The sequence below is a fragment of the Ancylobacter tetraedralis genome (genome assembly GCF_014195655.1).
Classification (GTDB): Bacteria; Pseudomonadota; Alphaproteobacteria; order Rhizobiales; family Xanthobacteraceae; genus Ancylobacter; species Ancylobacter tetraedralis.
In genome coordinates this window covers 47,247-62,597 of record NZ_JACICD010000003.1, presented here as the reverse complement: position 1 = coordinate 62,597, position 15,351 = coordinate 47,247, and the positions used below count along the sequence as shown (strand labels likewise).

Below are 15,351 nucleotides of genomic sequence, written 5' to 3'. Positions count from 1 at the left end.
TCCAAGGATCGATCAGCACTGCGTCCAGTAGCCGGTGCCGCGATGGGGGTTCACCTCGACCCAGCAGCGGCCATAGCCGGACGAACGCTGATAGGCGGGGCGCCCGCCGTAATAGCCCGGCCCGGAATCATAGCCGCCCTGGTAGCCGCCGCGATAACCGTCATCGTAAGAACGGTTGCGCTGTGCCTGGTTGGCGATGATCGCGCCGGTGACGACGCCGGCACCGATGCCGATGGCCGCGGCGCAGCCCGTGTTGCACTTTACGTTTTCCACCGGCAGCGCGGGGGCTGCCGTCGCGGCGCGGTTTACCCCGGCGCCGCCCAGCGGCAGGGCCGAGGCCGGAACGGCGGCGATCGTGAGGGCGGCGGCGAGGCCCAAAGCGGCAAGCTTGCCGATTCCGGCCTTGTGAAAGGTCGTCTCCGTCATCGCATTGTGCTCCTGTCCTGCGATCGGAATGATCGGGGAAGCAACGCGCCAGCCTCCTGCGGGTTCCCCGGCGGCGATCGGGCATGGCGCACGGAAAGGGCGGGAAAGCGTGCCAAATCGCTTGCGGCGCGGGCGCGCTGCGTCTATCCAGCCGACTTCGATATGACATCGAACCCCACATCCAGTTTCACCCTCTCCCGCCGGCACCTGCTCGGCATCGAGGGGCTTTCGCCCGAGGAAATCGTCGGGCTGCTCGACCTCGCCGAAGAGTTCGTGATCCTCAATCGCCAGGTCGAGAAGAAGCGGGCGACCCTGCGCGGCCGCACGCAGATCAACCTGTTCTTCGAGGCGTCGACGCGCACCCAGTCCTCCTTCGAGATCGCCGGCAAGCGGCTCGGGGCGGACGTGATGAACATGGCGGTCGGCAATTCCTCGCTGAAGAAGGGCGAGACGCTGATCGACACGGCGGCGACGCTCAACGCCATGCATCCGGACGTACTGATCGTGCGCCACAGCGCTTCCGGCGCCGTGGAACTGCTCGCCCGCAAGGTCGACTGCTCGGTGGTGAATGCCGGCGACGGCGCGCATGAGCACCCGACGCAGGCGCTGCTTGACGCGCTCACCATCCGCCGCAACAAGGGGCGGATCCAGGGGCTCACGGTGGCCATCTGCGGCGACATCACCCATTCGCGCGTCGCCCGCTCCAACATCCTGCTGCTGCAGGCATTGGGCGCGCAGGTGCGCGTCATCGCCCCGCCCACCCTGCTGCCGGGCGATATCGAGCGCTTCGGCGTCGGCGTGTTCCACGACATGCGCGCCGGCCTCGCCGATGTCGACATCGTCATGATGCTGCGCCTGCAGCGCGAGCGCATGAACGGCTCCTTCGTGCCCTCGGTGAAGGAATATTTCCACTTCTGGGGCCTCGACGAGGCCAAGCTGCGCTTTGCCAAGCCCGACGCACTGGTGATGCATCCCGGCCCGATGAACCGGGGCGTGGAGATCGATTCGGCGGTGGCCGACGGCGCCCAGTCACTGATTCGCGAGCAGGTCGAGATGGGCGTAGCCGTCCGCATGGCCGTGCTGGACGCGCTGTCGCGCACATTGCCCGGGAACCTGCCGAATGCGTGACCCTCGCCCCGTTCTCCTCGCCGGCGCGCGCATCCTCGACCCCTCGCGCGACCTCGATACCCATGGCGATATCCTGGTCGCCGACGGCGTGATCAAGGACATGGCCGGCAGCCTGCGCGATGCCGGCCTGCCCGACGGCACCGAGATCGTCGAGTGCCGTGGCCTCATCGCCGTGCCCGGCCTCGTCGACATGCGCGCCTTCGTCGGCGAGCCCGGCGCCGAGCACCGCGAGACGCTGGCCTCGGCCAGCCAGGCGGCGGCGGCCGGCGGCGTCACCACCATCATCTGCCAGCCCGATACCGACCCGATCATCGACGAGCCGGCCATCGTCGATTTCGTGCTGCGCCGCGCGCGCGACACCGCCATCGTCAACGTGCATCCCATGGCCGCCCTCACCAAGGGGCTGGAAGGGCGCGAGATGACCGAGATCGGCCTGCTGCGGGAGGCCGGCGCGGTCGCCTTCACCGATGGCACGCGCTCGGTGCCCACCGCGCAGGTGCTGCGCCGCGCCCTCGTCTACGGGCGCCATTTCGACGCGCTGATCGTGCATCACACGCAGGACGCCTCGCTGGCCGGCGAAGGGGTGATGAACGAGGGCGAACTCGCCTCGCGGCTGGGCCTTGCCGGCGTGCCCAAAGCAGCCGAGGCGATCGTGCTGGAGCGCGACGTGCGCCTCGCCGCCATGACCGGCGGGCGCTACCACGCGGCCTCGCTGACCTGCGCCGAATCGCTGGACGTGCTGCGCCGCGCCAAGCAAGCCGGCCTGCCGGTGACGGCCTCCGCCTCCATCAACCACCTGACGCTCAACGAGCGCGACGTGGTCGGCTACCGCACCTTCTTCAAGCTGACCCCGCCGCTGCGCGCCGAGCCGGACCGTCGCGCGCTGGTCGAGGCGGTGGCGGACGGGCTGATCGACGTCATCGTCTCCGATCACGACCCGCAGGATGTCGACGTCAAGCGCCTGCCCTTCTCGGAGGCGGCGTTCGGCGCGATCGGGCTGGAAACCATGCTGGCGGCCGGCCTGCGGCTGGTGAATGACGGCAGCGTGGAGCTGATGACGCTCATCCGCGCCATGTCCACGCGGCCCGCCGAGTTGCTCGGCCTGCCCGCCGGCACGCTGCGGCCGGGCCGCGCGGCCGACATCGCCCTCATCGACCCGGACGCGGCGTGGCTGCTCGATGCCGCGACGCTGAAGTCGCGCAGCCGCAACACGCCCTTCCACGAGGCCCGTTTCGAGGGCCGGGTGGTGCGCACGCTGGTGGCCGGGCGGACGGTGTTCGAATACGTGTGAACCACGCGGCGGCGCGCGCCGCCGCGTCATTCACTTTCGCGCGAAACCCATTAAGGTCGAGGCATGAGCTGGTCCCTGCCCACGCTGTCGAGCTATGCCGCGCTGCTGCTCGGCTATCTTCTCGGCTCCATACCGTTCGGCCTCCTGCTGACGCGGGCGGCCGGCACGCAGGATATTCGCAGCATCGGCTCGGGCAATATCGGCGCGACCAACGTGCTGCGCACCGGCCGCAAGGGCCTTGCCGCCGCCACGCTGCTGGGCGACGCGCTGAAAGGCACGGTGGCGGTGCTGCTGGCCCGCTATCTCATCGGCCCCGAGGCGGCCTACCCCGCGGCCTTCGGCGCCTTTCTGGGCCATCTCTTCCCGGTCTGGCTGGGTTTCAAGGGCGGCAAGGGCGTGGCGACCTTTCTCGGCGTGACGCTGGCGCTGATCTGGCAGGCCGCGCTGGTCTTCGCCGTGTCCTGGATCGCGATCGCTTTCGTCACCCGCTATTCCTCGCTCTCCGCGCTGATCGCCAGCGTGCTCACGACGCTGGCGGCGCTCATGTTCGGCGCGTCGCACACCGCGCTGGTGCTGGGCATCCTCACGGTGCTGCTGTGGTTCATGCACCGTGCCAACATCGCGCGGCTGCTCGCGGGCACCGAAGGCAAGATCGGCAAGAAGGGCTGAGCCATTGTCCGGTCGCGGCGTTCACCTCGATCCCGACCAGCGCCGCGACTGGCTTCGCCTCATCCGCACCGAAAATGTCGGCCCGCGCGCCTTTCGTGGCCTGATCAACCGATTCGGTGGCGCGGCTGCCGCGCTGGAGGCGCTGCCGGGCATGGCGCGGCGCGGCGGGCGGCTCATTCCCCCGCGCATTCCCACCCTGGCCGAGGTCGAGGCCGAGATCGCCGCGCTGGAGCGCATCGGTGCGCGGCTGGTGGCGCTTGGCGAGCCGGAATATCCTGCCCTGCTGCGCGAGATCGACGACGCGCCGCCGCTGATTGCCTTGCGCGGGCGGATCGAACTCCTGTCCCGGCCGGCAGTGGCCATTGTCGGCTCGCGCAATGCCTCCGGGGCCGGGCGGACCATGACCGCGCGGATCGCCCGCGGGCTTGGCGAGGCCGGCTGGCTGGTGGTGTCCGGACTGGCGCGCGGCATCGACGCGGATGCCCACGCGGCAAGCCTGGCCACCGGCACGGCAGCGGTCATCGCCGGTGGACTCGATCGCCCCTACCCGCGCGAGAACGACGCGCTGCACGCCCGGATCGTCGAGCAGGGCGTGGTGCTCACCGAAATGCCGATGGGCTGGGAGCCGCGCGCGCGCGATTTCCCCCGCCGCAACCGGCTGGTGTCGGGCATGTCGCTCGGCGTGGTCGTGGTAGAGGCGGCGGAACGCTCCGGCTCGCTCATCACCGCCCGGCTGGCGGGCGAACAGGGGCGCGAGGTGCTGGCCGTGCCCGGCTCGCCGCTCGATCCGCGCGCGGCCGGCACCAACGGCCTCATCAAGCAGGGGGCGGCGCTGGTGACGGGCGCCGACGACGTGATCGAGGTGCTGTCCTCGCTGCGTGGGCGCCCGCCGGCCTTCCGGGCCGAGGAGGAGCCCGACATGGCGCTCGACATGTTCGAGCCGAGCGACGATGCGCGCAGCCGGCTGCTCGGCCTTCTGGGCACGACTCCGCTGCCGGTCGACGACCTCGTCTCGATGGCCGGCTGCAGCGCCGCCGAGGCGCAGATCGTGCTGCTCGAACTTGAGCTTGCCGGGCGGCTGGAGCGCCACGCCGGCGGGCGCGTCTCGCTGCTTGCGTGAGCTCCCCTGAATGCGCGCGGGCGGATGCTCCCGCCATGTGATTGCGTGGATCGTCCGCGCGCGCCCGCTTCAGGAGCGATCGACCTCCGTGTCCTCGTGCCGCGGGTTTTTCAGTCCGCGGGCTTCGTCCCGCGCCATCTCCAGCAGATAGCGTAGAACGTGCAGGTTGTGTCCCGCAGCCAATGTCGCGAGTTCGTGAGCTATATCGGCGATATAGCTCACGACTTCGCGCTTCGGTTGGAAATCGCGATCAATATCGTGCACGGGGCGCCTGTCGCTGAGGATCGGGAGGACGATCGTCAGCCAGGCCGACGACCAATGTGTGCAACCTTTAGGTGCAAAATGGTCGATATAAATTATCATTAATTGTCATTCGTCGGAAGTCTCGCGGCCAAAAGGTGTGTCCCAAAAGCCGTGCGAAACCGCAAATCGTCATCGGCGATGACGGCGAAAGGCCCTGTTCGGCCGGGGAGCGGCGACGCCCTATTTGACAGGGCGGGACAGCTACCCCATTTTCCGGGCCGCTTTGGGATGAACATATAACGAACGCGGCGGACGCATGCAGGTCGTCATCGTTGAATCGCCTGCAAAGGCGAAGACGATCAATAAATACCTTGGATCGGGCTACGAGGTTTTCGCCTCGTATGGGCATGTGCGCGACCTTCCAGCGAAGGACGGCTCTGTCGACCCCGAAACGGATTTCACCATGCTGTGGGATGTCGATCCCAAGTCGCAGAAGCGGCTTTCCGACATCGCCCGAGCCGTGAAGGATGCCGATGGTCTCATCCTCGCCACCGACCCGGATCGGGAAGGCGAGGCGATTTCCTGGCATGTGCTGGAGGTGCTGAAGGAAAAGCGCGCCCTCAAGGACACGCCGGTTTCGCGCGTGGTCTTCAACGCCATCACCAAACAGTCGGTGCTGGAGGCGATGAAGCATCCGCGCACCATCGACGCGGCGCTGGTGGACGCCTATCTCGCCCGGCGCGCGCTCGACTATCTCGTCGGCTTCACGCTCTCGCCGGTGCTGTGGCGCAAGCTGCCCGGGGCGCGCTCCGCGGGGCGCGTGCAATCGGTGGCGCTGCGCCTCGTCTGCGACCGCGAACGCGAGATCGAAACCTTCGTCCAGCGCGAGTACTGGTCGATCGCGGCCCTGCTCGCCACCCCTCGGAGCGAGACCTTCGAGGCGCGGCTGGTCGGTGCCGACGGCAAGAAGATCACCCGGCTGGATGTCGGCACAGCCGAGGAGGCCGGCGCCTTCCGTCAGGCGCTGGAGGCGGCCGATTACAAGGTGCGCAGCGTCGAGGCCAAGCCCGCGCGGCGCCACCCCTACCCGCCCTTCACCACGTCCACCCTGCAGCAGGAAGCCAGCCGCAAGCTCGGCTTCGCGCCGGCCATCACCATGCGCATCGCCCAGCGCCTCTATGAAGGCGTGGATGTGGGCGGCGAGACGGTCGGCCTGATCACCTATATGCGAACCGACGGCGTCGACATGGCACCGGAAGCCATCGCCGCGGCGCGTTCGCTCATCGGGCGCGATTATGGCGATCGCTACCTGCCCTCGGCCCCGCGCAAATACACCGCCAAGGCCAAGAACGCGCAGGAAGCGCATGAGGCGATCCGCCCGACCGAAATGTCGCGTCTGCCCCGGGACGTGATGCGCCACCTCGAACCCGAGCAGGCCAAGCTTTATGAGCTGATCTGGCTGCGCACCATCGCGAGCCAGATGGAATCGGCCGAGATGGAGCGCACCACGGTCGACATCGACGCCGTGGCGGCCGGACGGACGCTGGAACTGCGCGCCACCGGCACGGTGATCAAGTTCGACGGCTTCCTCACCCTCTATCGCGAGAGCCGCGACGACGAAGAGGAAGAGGAGGAGAATCGCCGCCTGCCCGGAATGTCGGCCGGCGAGCGCCTCGCCAACAAGGGCATCAAGGCCGAGCAGCACTTCACCGAGCCGCCGCCGCGCTATTCCGAGGCGTCGCTGGTCAAGCGCATGGAAGAACTGGGCATCGGCCGCCCCTCGACCTATGCGTCCGTGCTCGCCGTGCTGCGCGACCGCGAATATGTGCGGCTCGACAAGCGCCGGCTGGTACCCGAGGACAAGGGCCGGCTGGTCACCGCCTTCCTGGAGAGTTTCTTCGACCGCTATGTGGAATATGACTTCACGGCCGATCTCGAGGAAAAGCTGGACAAGATCTCGGCCGGCGAACTCGACTGGAAGGACGTGCTGCGCGACTTCTGGCGCGATTTCGCCGCCGCCGTGGGCGAGACCAAGGACCTGCGCGTCTCCGAGGTGATCGACCGGCTCGACGAGTTGCTGACCGCGCACATGTTCCCGCCCAAGGAAGACGGCACCGACCCGCGCCTGTGCCCGCATTGCGGCACCGGCCGGCTGTCGCTGAAAGTCGGCAAGTACGGCGCCTTCATCGGCTGCTCGAACTATCCCGAATGCAAATACACCCGCCCGCTGGCGGTGCAGAACGGCGATCCCGACAAGCCGGCGGAGGGGAACGGCACCCGCGTGCTCGGCACCGATCCGGCGACGGGTCTCGAAGTGACGGTGCGCGATGGCCGCTTCGGCACCTATCTTCAGCTTGGCGAGGCCAAGGACGGGGAAAAGCCCAAGCGCTCCAGCCTGCCCAAGGGGCTCGCGCCGGCCGATGTCGATCTCGCCACCGCGTTGTCCCTGCTGTCCCTGCCGCGCGAGATCGGCCGGCATCCCGACAGCGGCGACCCGATCCTGGCGGGCATCGGCAAGTTCGGTCCCTATGTGCAGTACGGAAAGATCTACGCCAATCTGGAAGCCGATGACGACGTGCTGTCGGTCGGCATCAACCGGGCCGTGGCGCTGATCGCGGACAAGCAGAACAAGGGCCCGGGCCGCGGCCGCGGGGCCACCGGCGGGCGGGCGCTGGGCGATCATCCCACGCTTGGCGGGGCGATCACGGTGCGTCCGGGGCGGTTCGGTGCCTATGTCAACCACGGCAAGGTCAACGCGACTCTGCCCAAGGACATGGATCCCGAAACCGTCACGCTGGATCAGGCAGTGGAGATGATCACCGCCAAGGGCGGCGCCGTGCCGGCCAAGGCGCCGCGCCGCGCGGCGGCTGCCAAGGCCGCGACCGGCGCGACGGAGGGCAAGGCCTCGAAGGCTCCCGCGAAGAAAGCGGCGGCCAAGAAGACCGCCGCCAAGACGGCAACGAAAACGGCAACCAAAACCGCGGCAACGAAAACCGCAGCCACCAAGGCTCCCGCCAAGAAGGCGGTGAAGGGCGCCTAGCGTCCTTCACCGCGCCTCGCGCCAGCGCCTTCACGGGAGCGTTCCCCGCGAAGGCCTGCGCGGGAATGAGATCGGGAGCGGGTGCGCTATTCGGTCAGCGTCGGTGCCGGCGCATGGCCCGAGCGCAGCGGGCGCTCCTCCATCAGCAGCAGCGCGACCAGCGAGATCGACAGCGCGGCGGCGGCGGCGGCGAACACCCAGCGAAATGCGCCGGCGAGCGGGCCGACCCGCGTCTCCCCGGCCAGCAGAGCCTCCAGCAGCGAGCCGCCCTCGATGCCGGACATGCCGATGACGATGGCGCCGAATCCGGCCGTCAGCACCGCGCCGCCGAGCGAGCGGAAGAAATTGACCACCCCCGTCGCCGTGCCCATCTGCGGCAGCGGGACGGCGTTCTGGATGGCGACGGTGGAGACCGGCAGCACCGTGCCAAGCCCGATGCCCACCACACCCATCGCCGCGCACACCGTGAAGACGTGCAGGCCGATCGGCCACACCGCCAGAACCAGCAGCGCGGCGATCGCCGCCAGCAGCCCCACGAACGACAGGCGCTTGTAGTGCACTGCGCGGCTCATCATCCGGCCCGCGCCGGTCGCCCCCACCACCACGCCGCCCATCAGCGGAATCAGCGCCATGCCCGAGGCCGAGGCGCTGAGGCGCAGCACACCCTCGAGATAAAGCGGCAGCTGGATCGACAGGCCGATCAGCGTTCCCATCGCGAAGGCCGCCGCCGGCACCCCGGTGCGCACCACCTGGTTGGACAGCACGGCGACCGGCAGCAGCGGCTCGGCCGCCGTGACGACGCGCACGGCGAAGCCCGCCCACACCACCGCCGATCCGGCCAGAAGGGCGATGATGGGTGCCGAGGCCCAGGCAAACCGCGTCCCGCCCCAGGTGAGAGCGAGCAGCAGCAGCACGGTCGCCACGCACATCAGCCCGGCACCGAGAATGTCCAGCCGGTGCGGGTGGTGATGCGCCGGCAGCCGGCGCAGCGCCCGGTCGCTCATGGCGGCCGCGCCGATGCCGAGTGGAACGTTGATCCAGAAAATGAGCGACCAGTGCAGGTGCTCGGCGAAGAATCCGCCGAGAATCGGTCCGGCAATGCTGGAGGTGATGAACACCGCGGCGAAATAGGCCTGGTAGCGCCCACGCTCGCGCGGGGCCACGAGCAGCCCGATGATGGTCTGCGCCAGCGCGATGAGCCCGCCCCCGCCGAGCCCCTGCACGGCGCGCCCGGCGATCATCCACATCATGCCGGGGGCCAGCGCGCACAGCACCGAGCCGATGAGAAACAGCGCGATCGACGCCAGCAGCACCGGCCGGGGGCCGTGAATATCGGCCAGCTTGCCCACCAGCGGCGTCACCGCCGTGCCGGTCAGCAGATAGGCGGTGACGACCCAGGAGATGCTTTCGAGATCGCCGAACTGCGCGCCGATGGTCGGCAGCGCGGTGGCGATGATGGTCTGGTCCAGCGCGCTGAGGAACATGGCCAGCATCACGCCGATGATGATGGTGCGAATCTCGGCGTGGGCCAGCTGGTAATCGGCACTGGGGGGAGAGTGGGCGTCCATCGGGCAGCTTTCAGATCGGGGGCCCCGCCCCGGGGAGCGCGGCAAAATCGGCGCATAAACCATCAATTGCAAGAGACCGCGCCCACCATGGCGCCCTCAGGCCACGTTGCCCGGTCGACGCGGCTGCGCGTAACCGCTAGCGTCGCAACGTCATTCACGGACCCCTGATCAGTGCGCAAACCCTTGAAGCCGAAGATACGCAAGTCCTCCTCGCCCCGTCCGCCCCGGGGATTGCCCACTCGCGAGGAGTTGATGGCGTTCATCGCCGAGCATGGCGGGGATGTCGGCAAGCGGGAGATTTCACGCCATTTCGGCCTCGATGGCAGCGACCGAATCATTCTCAAGGACGTGCTGCGAGAACTCGCCGAGGAAGGCGTGATCGGGCGCAAGCGCCGCAAGCTGCACGTTCCCGGCGCCCTGCCCGCCATCGTCATGGCCGAAGTGGTGGAGCGCGACGAGGACGGCGAACTCATCGCCCAGCCGGTCGACTGGGACGAGGAGGAGCAGGGCGAGGCGCCGCGCATTCTCGTGCGTCTGGCGCGCCGCGGCCGCGTGGCCGGGCCGGCCCCCACCATCGGCGACCGCGTGCTGCTGAAGACCGAGGAGCTTCCCGAGGCGGACGGGCACATCCGCCACAATGGCCACGTGCTCAAGCTGATCGACAAGGCGCGCGCGTTGACGCTCGGCATCTTCCGGCGCGACGCGCAGGGCGGTGGGCGGCTCGTTCCCGTCGACAAGCGCAACATGGGCCGGGAACTCGCCATCCCGCCGGATTTTGCCGGCGAGGCGCAGGAAGGCGACCTGGTGGCGGTGGAAGTGGTGCGCCACCACGCCTATGGCCTGCCCATCGCGCGGGTGAAGGAGCGGCTCGGCTCGGTCGCCACCGAGAAGGCGATCAGCCTCATCGCCATCTACGCCCACAGCATTCCCAGCGTGTTTCGCCGCGAGACCTTGGCGGAAGCGGAAGCCGCACGGCCCGCCACGCTCAACGGGCGCCACGAGACGCGCGAGGACTGGCGCGACCTGCCGCTCGTCACCATCGATCCGCCGGACGCCAAGGACCATGACGACGCCGTCCACGCGGTGCCGGATCTCGATCCGGACAATGAGGGCGGCTTCATCCTCACCGTCGCCATCGCCGACGTGGCCGCCTATGTGCGCCCCGGCAGCGCGCTGGACCGCGAGGCGCTGGTGCGCGGCAATTCGGTGTATTTCCCCGACCGGGTGGTGCCGATGCTGCCCGAGCGCATTTCCAACGACCTGTGCTCGCTGCGCCCGCTGGAGGACCGCCCGGCCCTCGCCGTGCGCATGGTGGTGGGTGCCAATGGCCGCAAGAAGCGCCACAGCTTCCACCGCATCATGATGCGCTCGGCCGCCAAGCTTGCCTATGCGCAGGCGCAGGCGGCGATCGACGGCTGGCCGGACGAGACGACCGCGCCGCTGCTGGATGACGTGCTGCGCCCGCTCTGGGCGGCCTACGCGGCGGTGAAGACGGCGCGCGATGCCCGCTCGCCGCTGGAACTCGACCTGCCCGAGCGCAAGATCCTGCTGAAAGCCGACGGCACGGTGGACAGGGTGATCGTTCCCGAGCGGCTGGACGCGCACAAGCTGATCGAGGAGTTCATGATCCTCGCCAATGTCGCCGCCGCCGAGACGCTGGAGGAGAAGCGCACCCCCCTTGTCTACCGCGTGCACGACCAGCCTTCGCTGGAGAAGATGTCGAGCCTGCGCGAATTCCTGCAGACACTCGATATCAAGCTGGCCAAGAGCGAGACGGTGCGCCCCGCCCAGTTCAACGAGATCCTCGCCCGCGTCGTCGGCACGGAGCTGGCGCCGCTGGTGAACCAGGTGATCCTGCGCAGCCAGGCGCAGGCCGAATATGCGCAGGAAAATTACGGCCATTTCGGCCTGCATCTGCGCCGCTACGCGCATTTCACCTCGCCCATCCGCCGCTATGCCGACCTCATCGTGCATCGCGGGCTGGTCCGCGCGCTGGATTTCGGCCGCGACGGGCTGCCCGAGAGCACGACGCCGGAGCAGCTGGCGGAAATCGCCGCGCGCATTTCCGCCAGCGAGCGCCGCGCCATGGCGGCCGAGCGCGAGACCATCGACCGGCTGATCGCCCACCACATGGCGCAGCAGATCGGCGCGACCTTCCACGGGCGCATCGCCGGCGTCACCAAGGCCGGGCTGTTCGTCGCGCTGGACGACACCGGCGCCGACGGCTTCATTCCCGCCGCGACTCTGGGCCAGGACTATTATCTCTACGACGAATCACGCCACGCGCTGATCGGCGAGCGCAGCGGCGAGATGCACCGGCTGGGCGACCGCGTCGAAGTGAAGCTGGTGGAAGCCGCGCCGGTGGCTGGCGCGCTGCGCTTCGAGCTACTATCGGAAGGGGCGCGGGTCGCGGGCGGCCGGCGTGGATCGGGAGCACCGGGACGCGGCGGCTATCGCCGCCCGGAACAGCGCTCCGCGACGTCCACGCGGCCCGGCAAGGGACCGGGCAAGGGCCCCGGCAAGCGGCGATGACGCCCGAGAACGACGATTGGAGGCAGCCGGCAATGACCGCACGGCAGATGTCGACGCCCCCGATCGGCGGGCACAAGATGGCGGGCGGGCCCGCGCGCCCGGTCGGGCCGGCACTCATCAACGGCTTTCGCATGCGCTGCCCGGCCTGCGGCAAGGGCGCGCTGTACAACGCCTATCTCAAGGTGAACGAGACTTGCCCGAGCTGTGGCGAGGAATTGTGGCACCACCGGGCGGACGATGCGCCGCCCTACATGGTCATCACCCTTGTCGGCCACATCGTCGTGCCGCTGCTGCTGACCGTGGAGATGGCGCTGCGCCCGGCGGTGTGGATCCACCTCGTCATCTGGCTGCCGCTGACGCTCCTTCTCTCGCTCGCGCTGCTGCCCCCGGTGAAGGGGGCGCTGATCGGCTATCAATGGGCGCTGCGCATGCACGGCTTCGACCCGGCCGATGGCGAGCACGACCCCGTTCCTCCCAGCCGCCGAACCTGAGCAGCCCCCCGCGATGATCCCGACCGACGTTTCCGCGCGCTTCGACGTGCCGCGCGCCCCCGCGACCGAGCCGACCGCCGCTCGGGCGGCCGCTCCCGTGCGTCCGGTGGACGCGGCGACGCTGGTGCTGGTCGACCGCTCCCGCCGCACGCCACGCATCCTGCTCGGGCGTCGCAACCCGGCGCTGAAATTCATGCCGGGCAAGTTCGTCTTCCCCGGCGGGCGGGTCGATCCACAGGACCGCCGCGTGCCGGTCTACGGCATGCTCGACACCGAGAGCGAGCGCCGCCTGCTCGCCCGCGTTACCCGGCCGAGCGCGGCACGGGCGCGCGCGCTGGCACTGGCCGCCATCCGCGAGACCTGCGAGGAGACCGGCCTGCTGATCGGCACGCGCGAGGCCGGAACGCCGGAAAACCTGCCGCCGAGCTGGCAGGGCTTCGGCGATGCCGGCGTGTTTCCAAGCCTGGAGGCGCTGACCTTCGTGGCCCGCGCCATCACCCCGCCGAGCCTGCCGCGCCGCTTCGATACGCGCTTCTTTCTCGCCGATGCCGGCGAGATCGCCCACCGCGAGGAACGCAATATCGGTCCCGACACGGAGCTGGTGGAACTCGCCTGGATGACCTTCAGCGAGGCCAAGGCCGCCGAGGTGCCGCGCATCACGCTTGTCATCATCGAGGAAGTGGAGGCCCGGCTAAAGGCGGGCAACCGCCCATGGACACCAGTGCCGTTCTATTTCTCGCGTGCCGGCCGCATGTTGCGCGAGACGCTCGCCTGATGGCGGATTGCCGCAGCCCCCGGGTCTGTCGCGGCTGACCCGCCGCCCGATCCAGAAATGCCCGTCATGCTGGCATTGCCAAAAGTCATTCGACTTTCACGGCGCATGGTTTAGACGAGGCGGCCGCTGGAGAATTTTCGCCGAACGCGCGTTCGGCGAAAATTCTCCAGGTCTTTGCCTTGATGCGTTTTCTCCACGCGAGCCTGAATCCCCTTGGCTCGAAGGCGCTCAAGAGGCCCTCTCAGGTGACGCCATGCATGCCCCGGTCGCGCGTCGCGACATCAATATCGCCTCCATCGCCGCGGCCATCGGCGCCATATCCGCGGTCGGGCTCGGGCTCGCGCTGTCGATTCCGCTGCTGGCCTTCGAGCTCGACGCGCGCGGCATTTCCTCGACCTGGATCGGCATCAACACCGCCGTCGGCGGCGTGGCGACCATTGCCCTCGCGCCCTTCCTGCCCAACATGGTGCGCCGCTTCGGCGCGGGCCCGCTGCTGCTGACGGCCATCGCCGCGGCCGCCGTGAGCCTGCTCACGTTCAAGGTCACGTCGTCCTTCCTGCTGTGGTTTCCGCTGCGCTTCGTCTTCGGCGCGGCGCTGTGCGTGCTGTTCGTGGTCAGCGAGTTCTGGATCAACGCCGCGTCGCCGAGCCACCGGCGCGGGCTGGTCATCGGCATCTATGCCACGGTGCTTTCGGCCGGCTTTGCCGGCGGGCCGGCGATTCTCAGCCTGGTCGGAACCACGGGTTGGGCGCCCTATCTGAGCGGCGCCGCCTGCATCGGGCTGGCGGCGATTCCCGTGATGATCGGCGCGGCCGGAGCGCCGTCCATCGAGACGGAAAGCTCCGGCGGCGTGCTGAGCCTGCTGCGCATTGCGCCGGCGGCGACGCTGGCCGCCTTCGTGTTCGGCGCGGTGGAGACCGGGCTGGTCAATTTCCTCCCGCTCTATGGCCTGAGGCGGGGCCTCGACGCCCCGCAGGCGGCGCTGCTGCTCACCATCGCGGAACTGGGCAATGTCGCGCTGCAACTGCCGATCGGCCTGCTGAGCGACCGGCTGGACCGGCGCAAGATGCTGCTGGGCTGCGGCATGGTCGGCGTCGTCGGTGCTTTTCTCATGCCCTACCTTGCCATCGATGGCTGGGCGATGTGGGCGACGGTGTTCATCACCACGGGAATCGTCGCCGGTCTCTACACGATCGGGCTCGCCCTGCTGGGCGCGCGATTCGACGGGGCGGCGCTCGCCACCGCCAATGCAGGCTTCGTCATGCTGTATTCGCTGGGCCTGATCCTCGGGCCCACCACGGTGGGCGGTGGCATGCAATTGTTCGACCCGCACGGCTTCGCCTGGACCATTGGCGGCTTTCTCGTGATGTATGCCGTGGTGGTCGCCGGCCAGATATGGCGCGACCGCTGAACGGGAATTCTTGACATTCGCGTCCCGATCACGGATACGGACGCCAACGAGCGGCACCTATGCCGCGCGATCCAGATAAATTAGGCGTGGCTGCGGCCACGTAGCAGGAGACCCGGTCAATGGCCAAGGCAACGACCATCAAGATCAAGCTCGTGTCCAGCGCCGACACCGGCTTCTTCTATGTTACCAAGAAGAACTCGCGCACCATGACCGACAAGCTGGTCGTGAAGAAGTACGATCCCGTCGCGCGCAAGCACGTCGAGTTCCGCGAAGGCAAGATCAAGTGATCCGCACGTTCAGCTGAGCCGGCGTCGCCAGACGCTGCCGCTGGAACGAGAAAAGGCGCCGAGAGGCGCCTTTTTTAATGCTGCGATCGTTCAATGCTGCGATCACTCGGCCTGACGCGGACAGCGTAACGGACGACGTCGCTGTGCTTGATCGGTTTCGGTTCATGCCTTGATCACCCCCGGGGCGGGGTGGCGCAATCGGTGATCGGCAGGCAGTGGTGAGGAGAGGCCATCCAACACCACCGCCCGCCGACCGAACCCTACGGACCCAGGAGATGCGGCGGACCCGAGCACTCCGCAGGGCAAGGCGATACCGCTATAAAGCTAGCTCAACCGTGGGCGAAAGCAACGGGGTTGCGCGGCTCCAGGC

At 68.7% G+C, this 15,351-nt stretch carries 13 protein-coding genes; 10 read left to right on the top strand and 3 right to left on the bottom strand.

Annotation, left to right across the window (positions count from 1 at the left end):
* Nucleotides 1–12: 12 nt before the first annotated feature.
* Entirely contained in the window at nt 13–426 is a 414-nt protein-coding gene (locus FHS55_RS08695; RefSeq protein ID WP_183189345.1) for a hypothetical protein, read from the bottom strand.
* Between the two features lie 162 nt (nt 427–588).
* On the opposite strand from FHS55_RS08695, the gene FHS55_RS08690 reads away from it, so the two are divergent.
* From FHS55_RS08690 to dprA, 4 genes are all read left to right on the top strand, one after another.
* Nucleotides 589–1,554, top strand: coding sequence for an aspartate carbamoyltransferase catalytic subunit (locus tag FHS55_RS08690; RefSeq protein WP_183189344.1), 966 nt, complete (start codon nt 589–591; stop codon nt 1,552–1,554).
* A complete protein-coding gene (locus FHS55_RS08685) occupies nt 1,547–2,845 on the top strand; it encodes a dihydroorotase (RefSeq protein WP_183189343.1) in 1,299 nt (432 codons plus the stop codon). The genes FHS55_RS08690 and FHS55_RS08685 overlap by 8 nt, the downstream gene beginning before the upstream one ends.
* A 63-nt stretch (nt 2,846–2,908) precedes the next feature.
* Nucleotides 2,909–3,514: a glycerol-3-phosphate 1-O-acyltransferase PlsY gene (gene plsY, locus FHS55_RS08680; protein ID WP_183189342.1), complete on the top strand. Its 606-nt coding sequence runs from the start codon at nt 2,909–2,911 to the stop codon at nt 3,512–3,514.
* A gap of 4 nt (nt 3,515–3,518) precedes the next feature.
* A complete protein-coding gene (dprA, locus tag FHS55_RS08675; RefSeq protein ID WP_183189341.1) occupies nt 3,519–4,634 on the top strand; it encodes a DNA-processing protein DprA in 1,116 nt (371 codons plus the stop codon).
* A gap of 69 nt (nt 4,635–4,703) precedes the next feature.
* Here dprA and FHS55_RS08670 read toward each other — a convergent pair whose 3' ends face one another.
* Nucleotides 4,704–4,997: a hypothetical protein gene (locus tag FHS55_RS08670; RefSeq protein WP_183189340.1), complete on the bottom strand. Its 294-nt coding sequence runs from the start codon at nt 4,995–4,997 to the stop codon at nt 4,704–4,706.
* Nucleotides 4,998–5,193: 196 nt separating this feature from the next.
* On the opposite strand from FHS55_RS08670, the gene topA reads away from it, so the two are divergent.
* Nucleotides 5,194–7,917, top strand: a complete 2,724-nt coding sequence (gene topA / locus FHS55_RS08665) for a type I DNA topoisomerase (protein ID WP_183189339.1) — start codon at nt 5,194–5,196, stop codon at nt 7,915–7,917.
* A gap of 86 nt (nt 7,918–8,003) precedes the next feature.
* On the opposite strand, the gene FHS55_RS08660 is transcribed toward topA, so the two are convergent.
* A complete protein-coding gene (locus FHS55_RS08660) occupies nt 8,004–9,485 on the bottom strand; it encodes an MDR family MFS transporter (protein WP_183189338.1) in 1,482 nt (493 codons plus the stop codon).
* 252 nt (nt 9,486–9,737) lie between these two features.
* Between FHS55_RS08660 and rnr the strand changes: the two genes are divergently transcribed.
* From rnr to rpmG, 5 genes are all read left to right on the top strand, one after another.
* A complete protein-coding gene (gene rnr, locus FHS55_RS08655) occupies nt 9,738–12,017 on the top strand; it encodes a ribonuclease R (protein ID WP_246339994.1) in 2,280 nt (759 codons plus the stop codon).
* 32 nt (nt 12,018–12,049) lie between these two features.
* A complete protein-coding gene (locus tag FHS55_RS08650) occupies nt 12,050–12,508 on the top strand; it encodes a DUF983 domain-containing protein (RefSeq protein ID WP_183189337.1) in 459 nt (152 codons plus the stop codon).
* Nucleotides 12,509–12,521: 13 nt separating this feature from the next.
* Complete coding sequence (locus tag FHS55_RS08645; protein WP_183189336.1) at nt 12,522–13,283, top strand: NUDIX hydrolase; 762 nt, start codon at nt 12,522–12,524, stop codon at nt 13,281–13,283.
* Nucleotides 13,284–13,536: 253 nt separating this feature from the next.
* Complete coding sequence (locus FHS55_RS08640; protein ID WP_183189335.1) at nt 13,537–14,694, top strand: MFS transporter; 1,158 nt, start codon at nt 13,537–13,539, stop codon at nt 14,692–14,694.
* 119 nt (nt 14,695–14,813) lie between these two features.
* The gene (gene rpmG, locus FHS55_RS08635) at nt 14,814–14,981 is read left to right on the top strand and encodes a 50S ribosomal protein L33 (protein ID WP_018390658.1); all 168 of its coding nucleotides are present in this window, start codon (nt 14,814–14,816) and stop codon (nt 14,979–14,981) included.
* Nucleotides 14,982–15,351 lie beyond the last annotated feature (370 nt).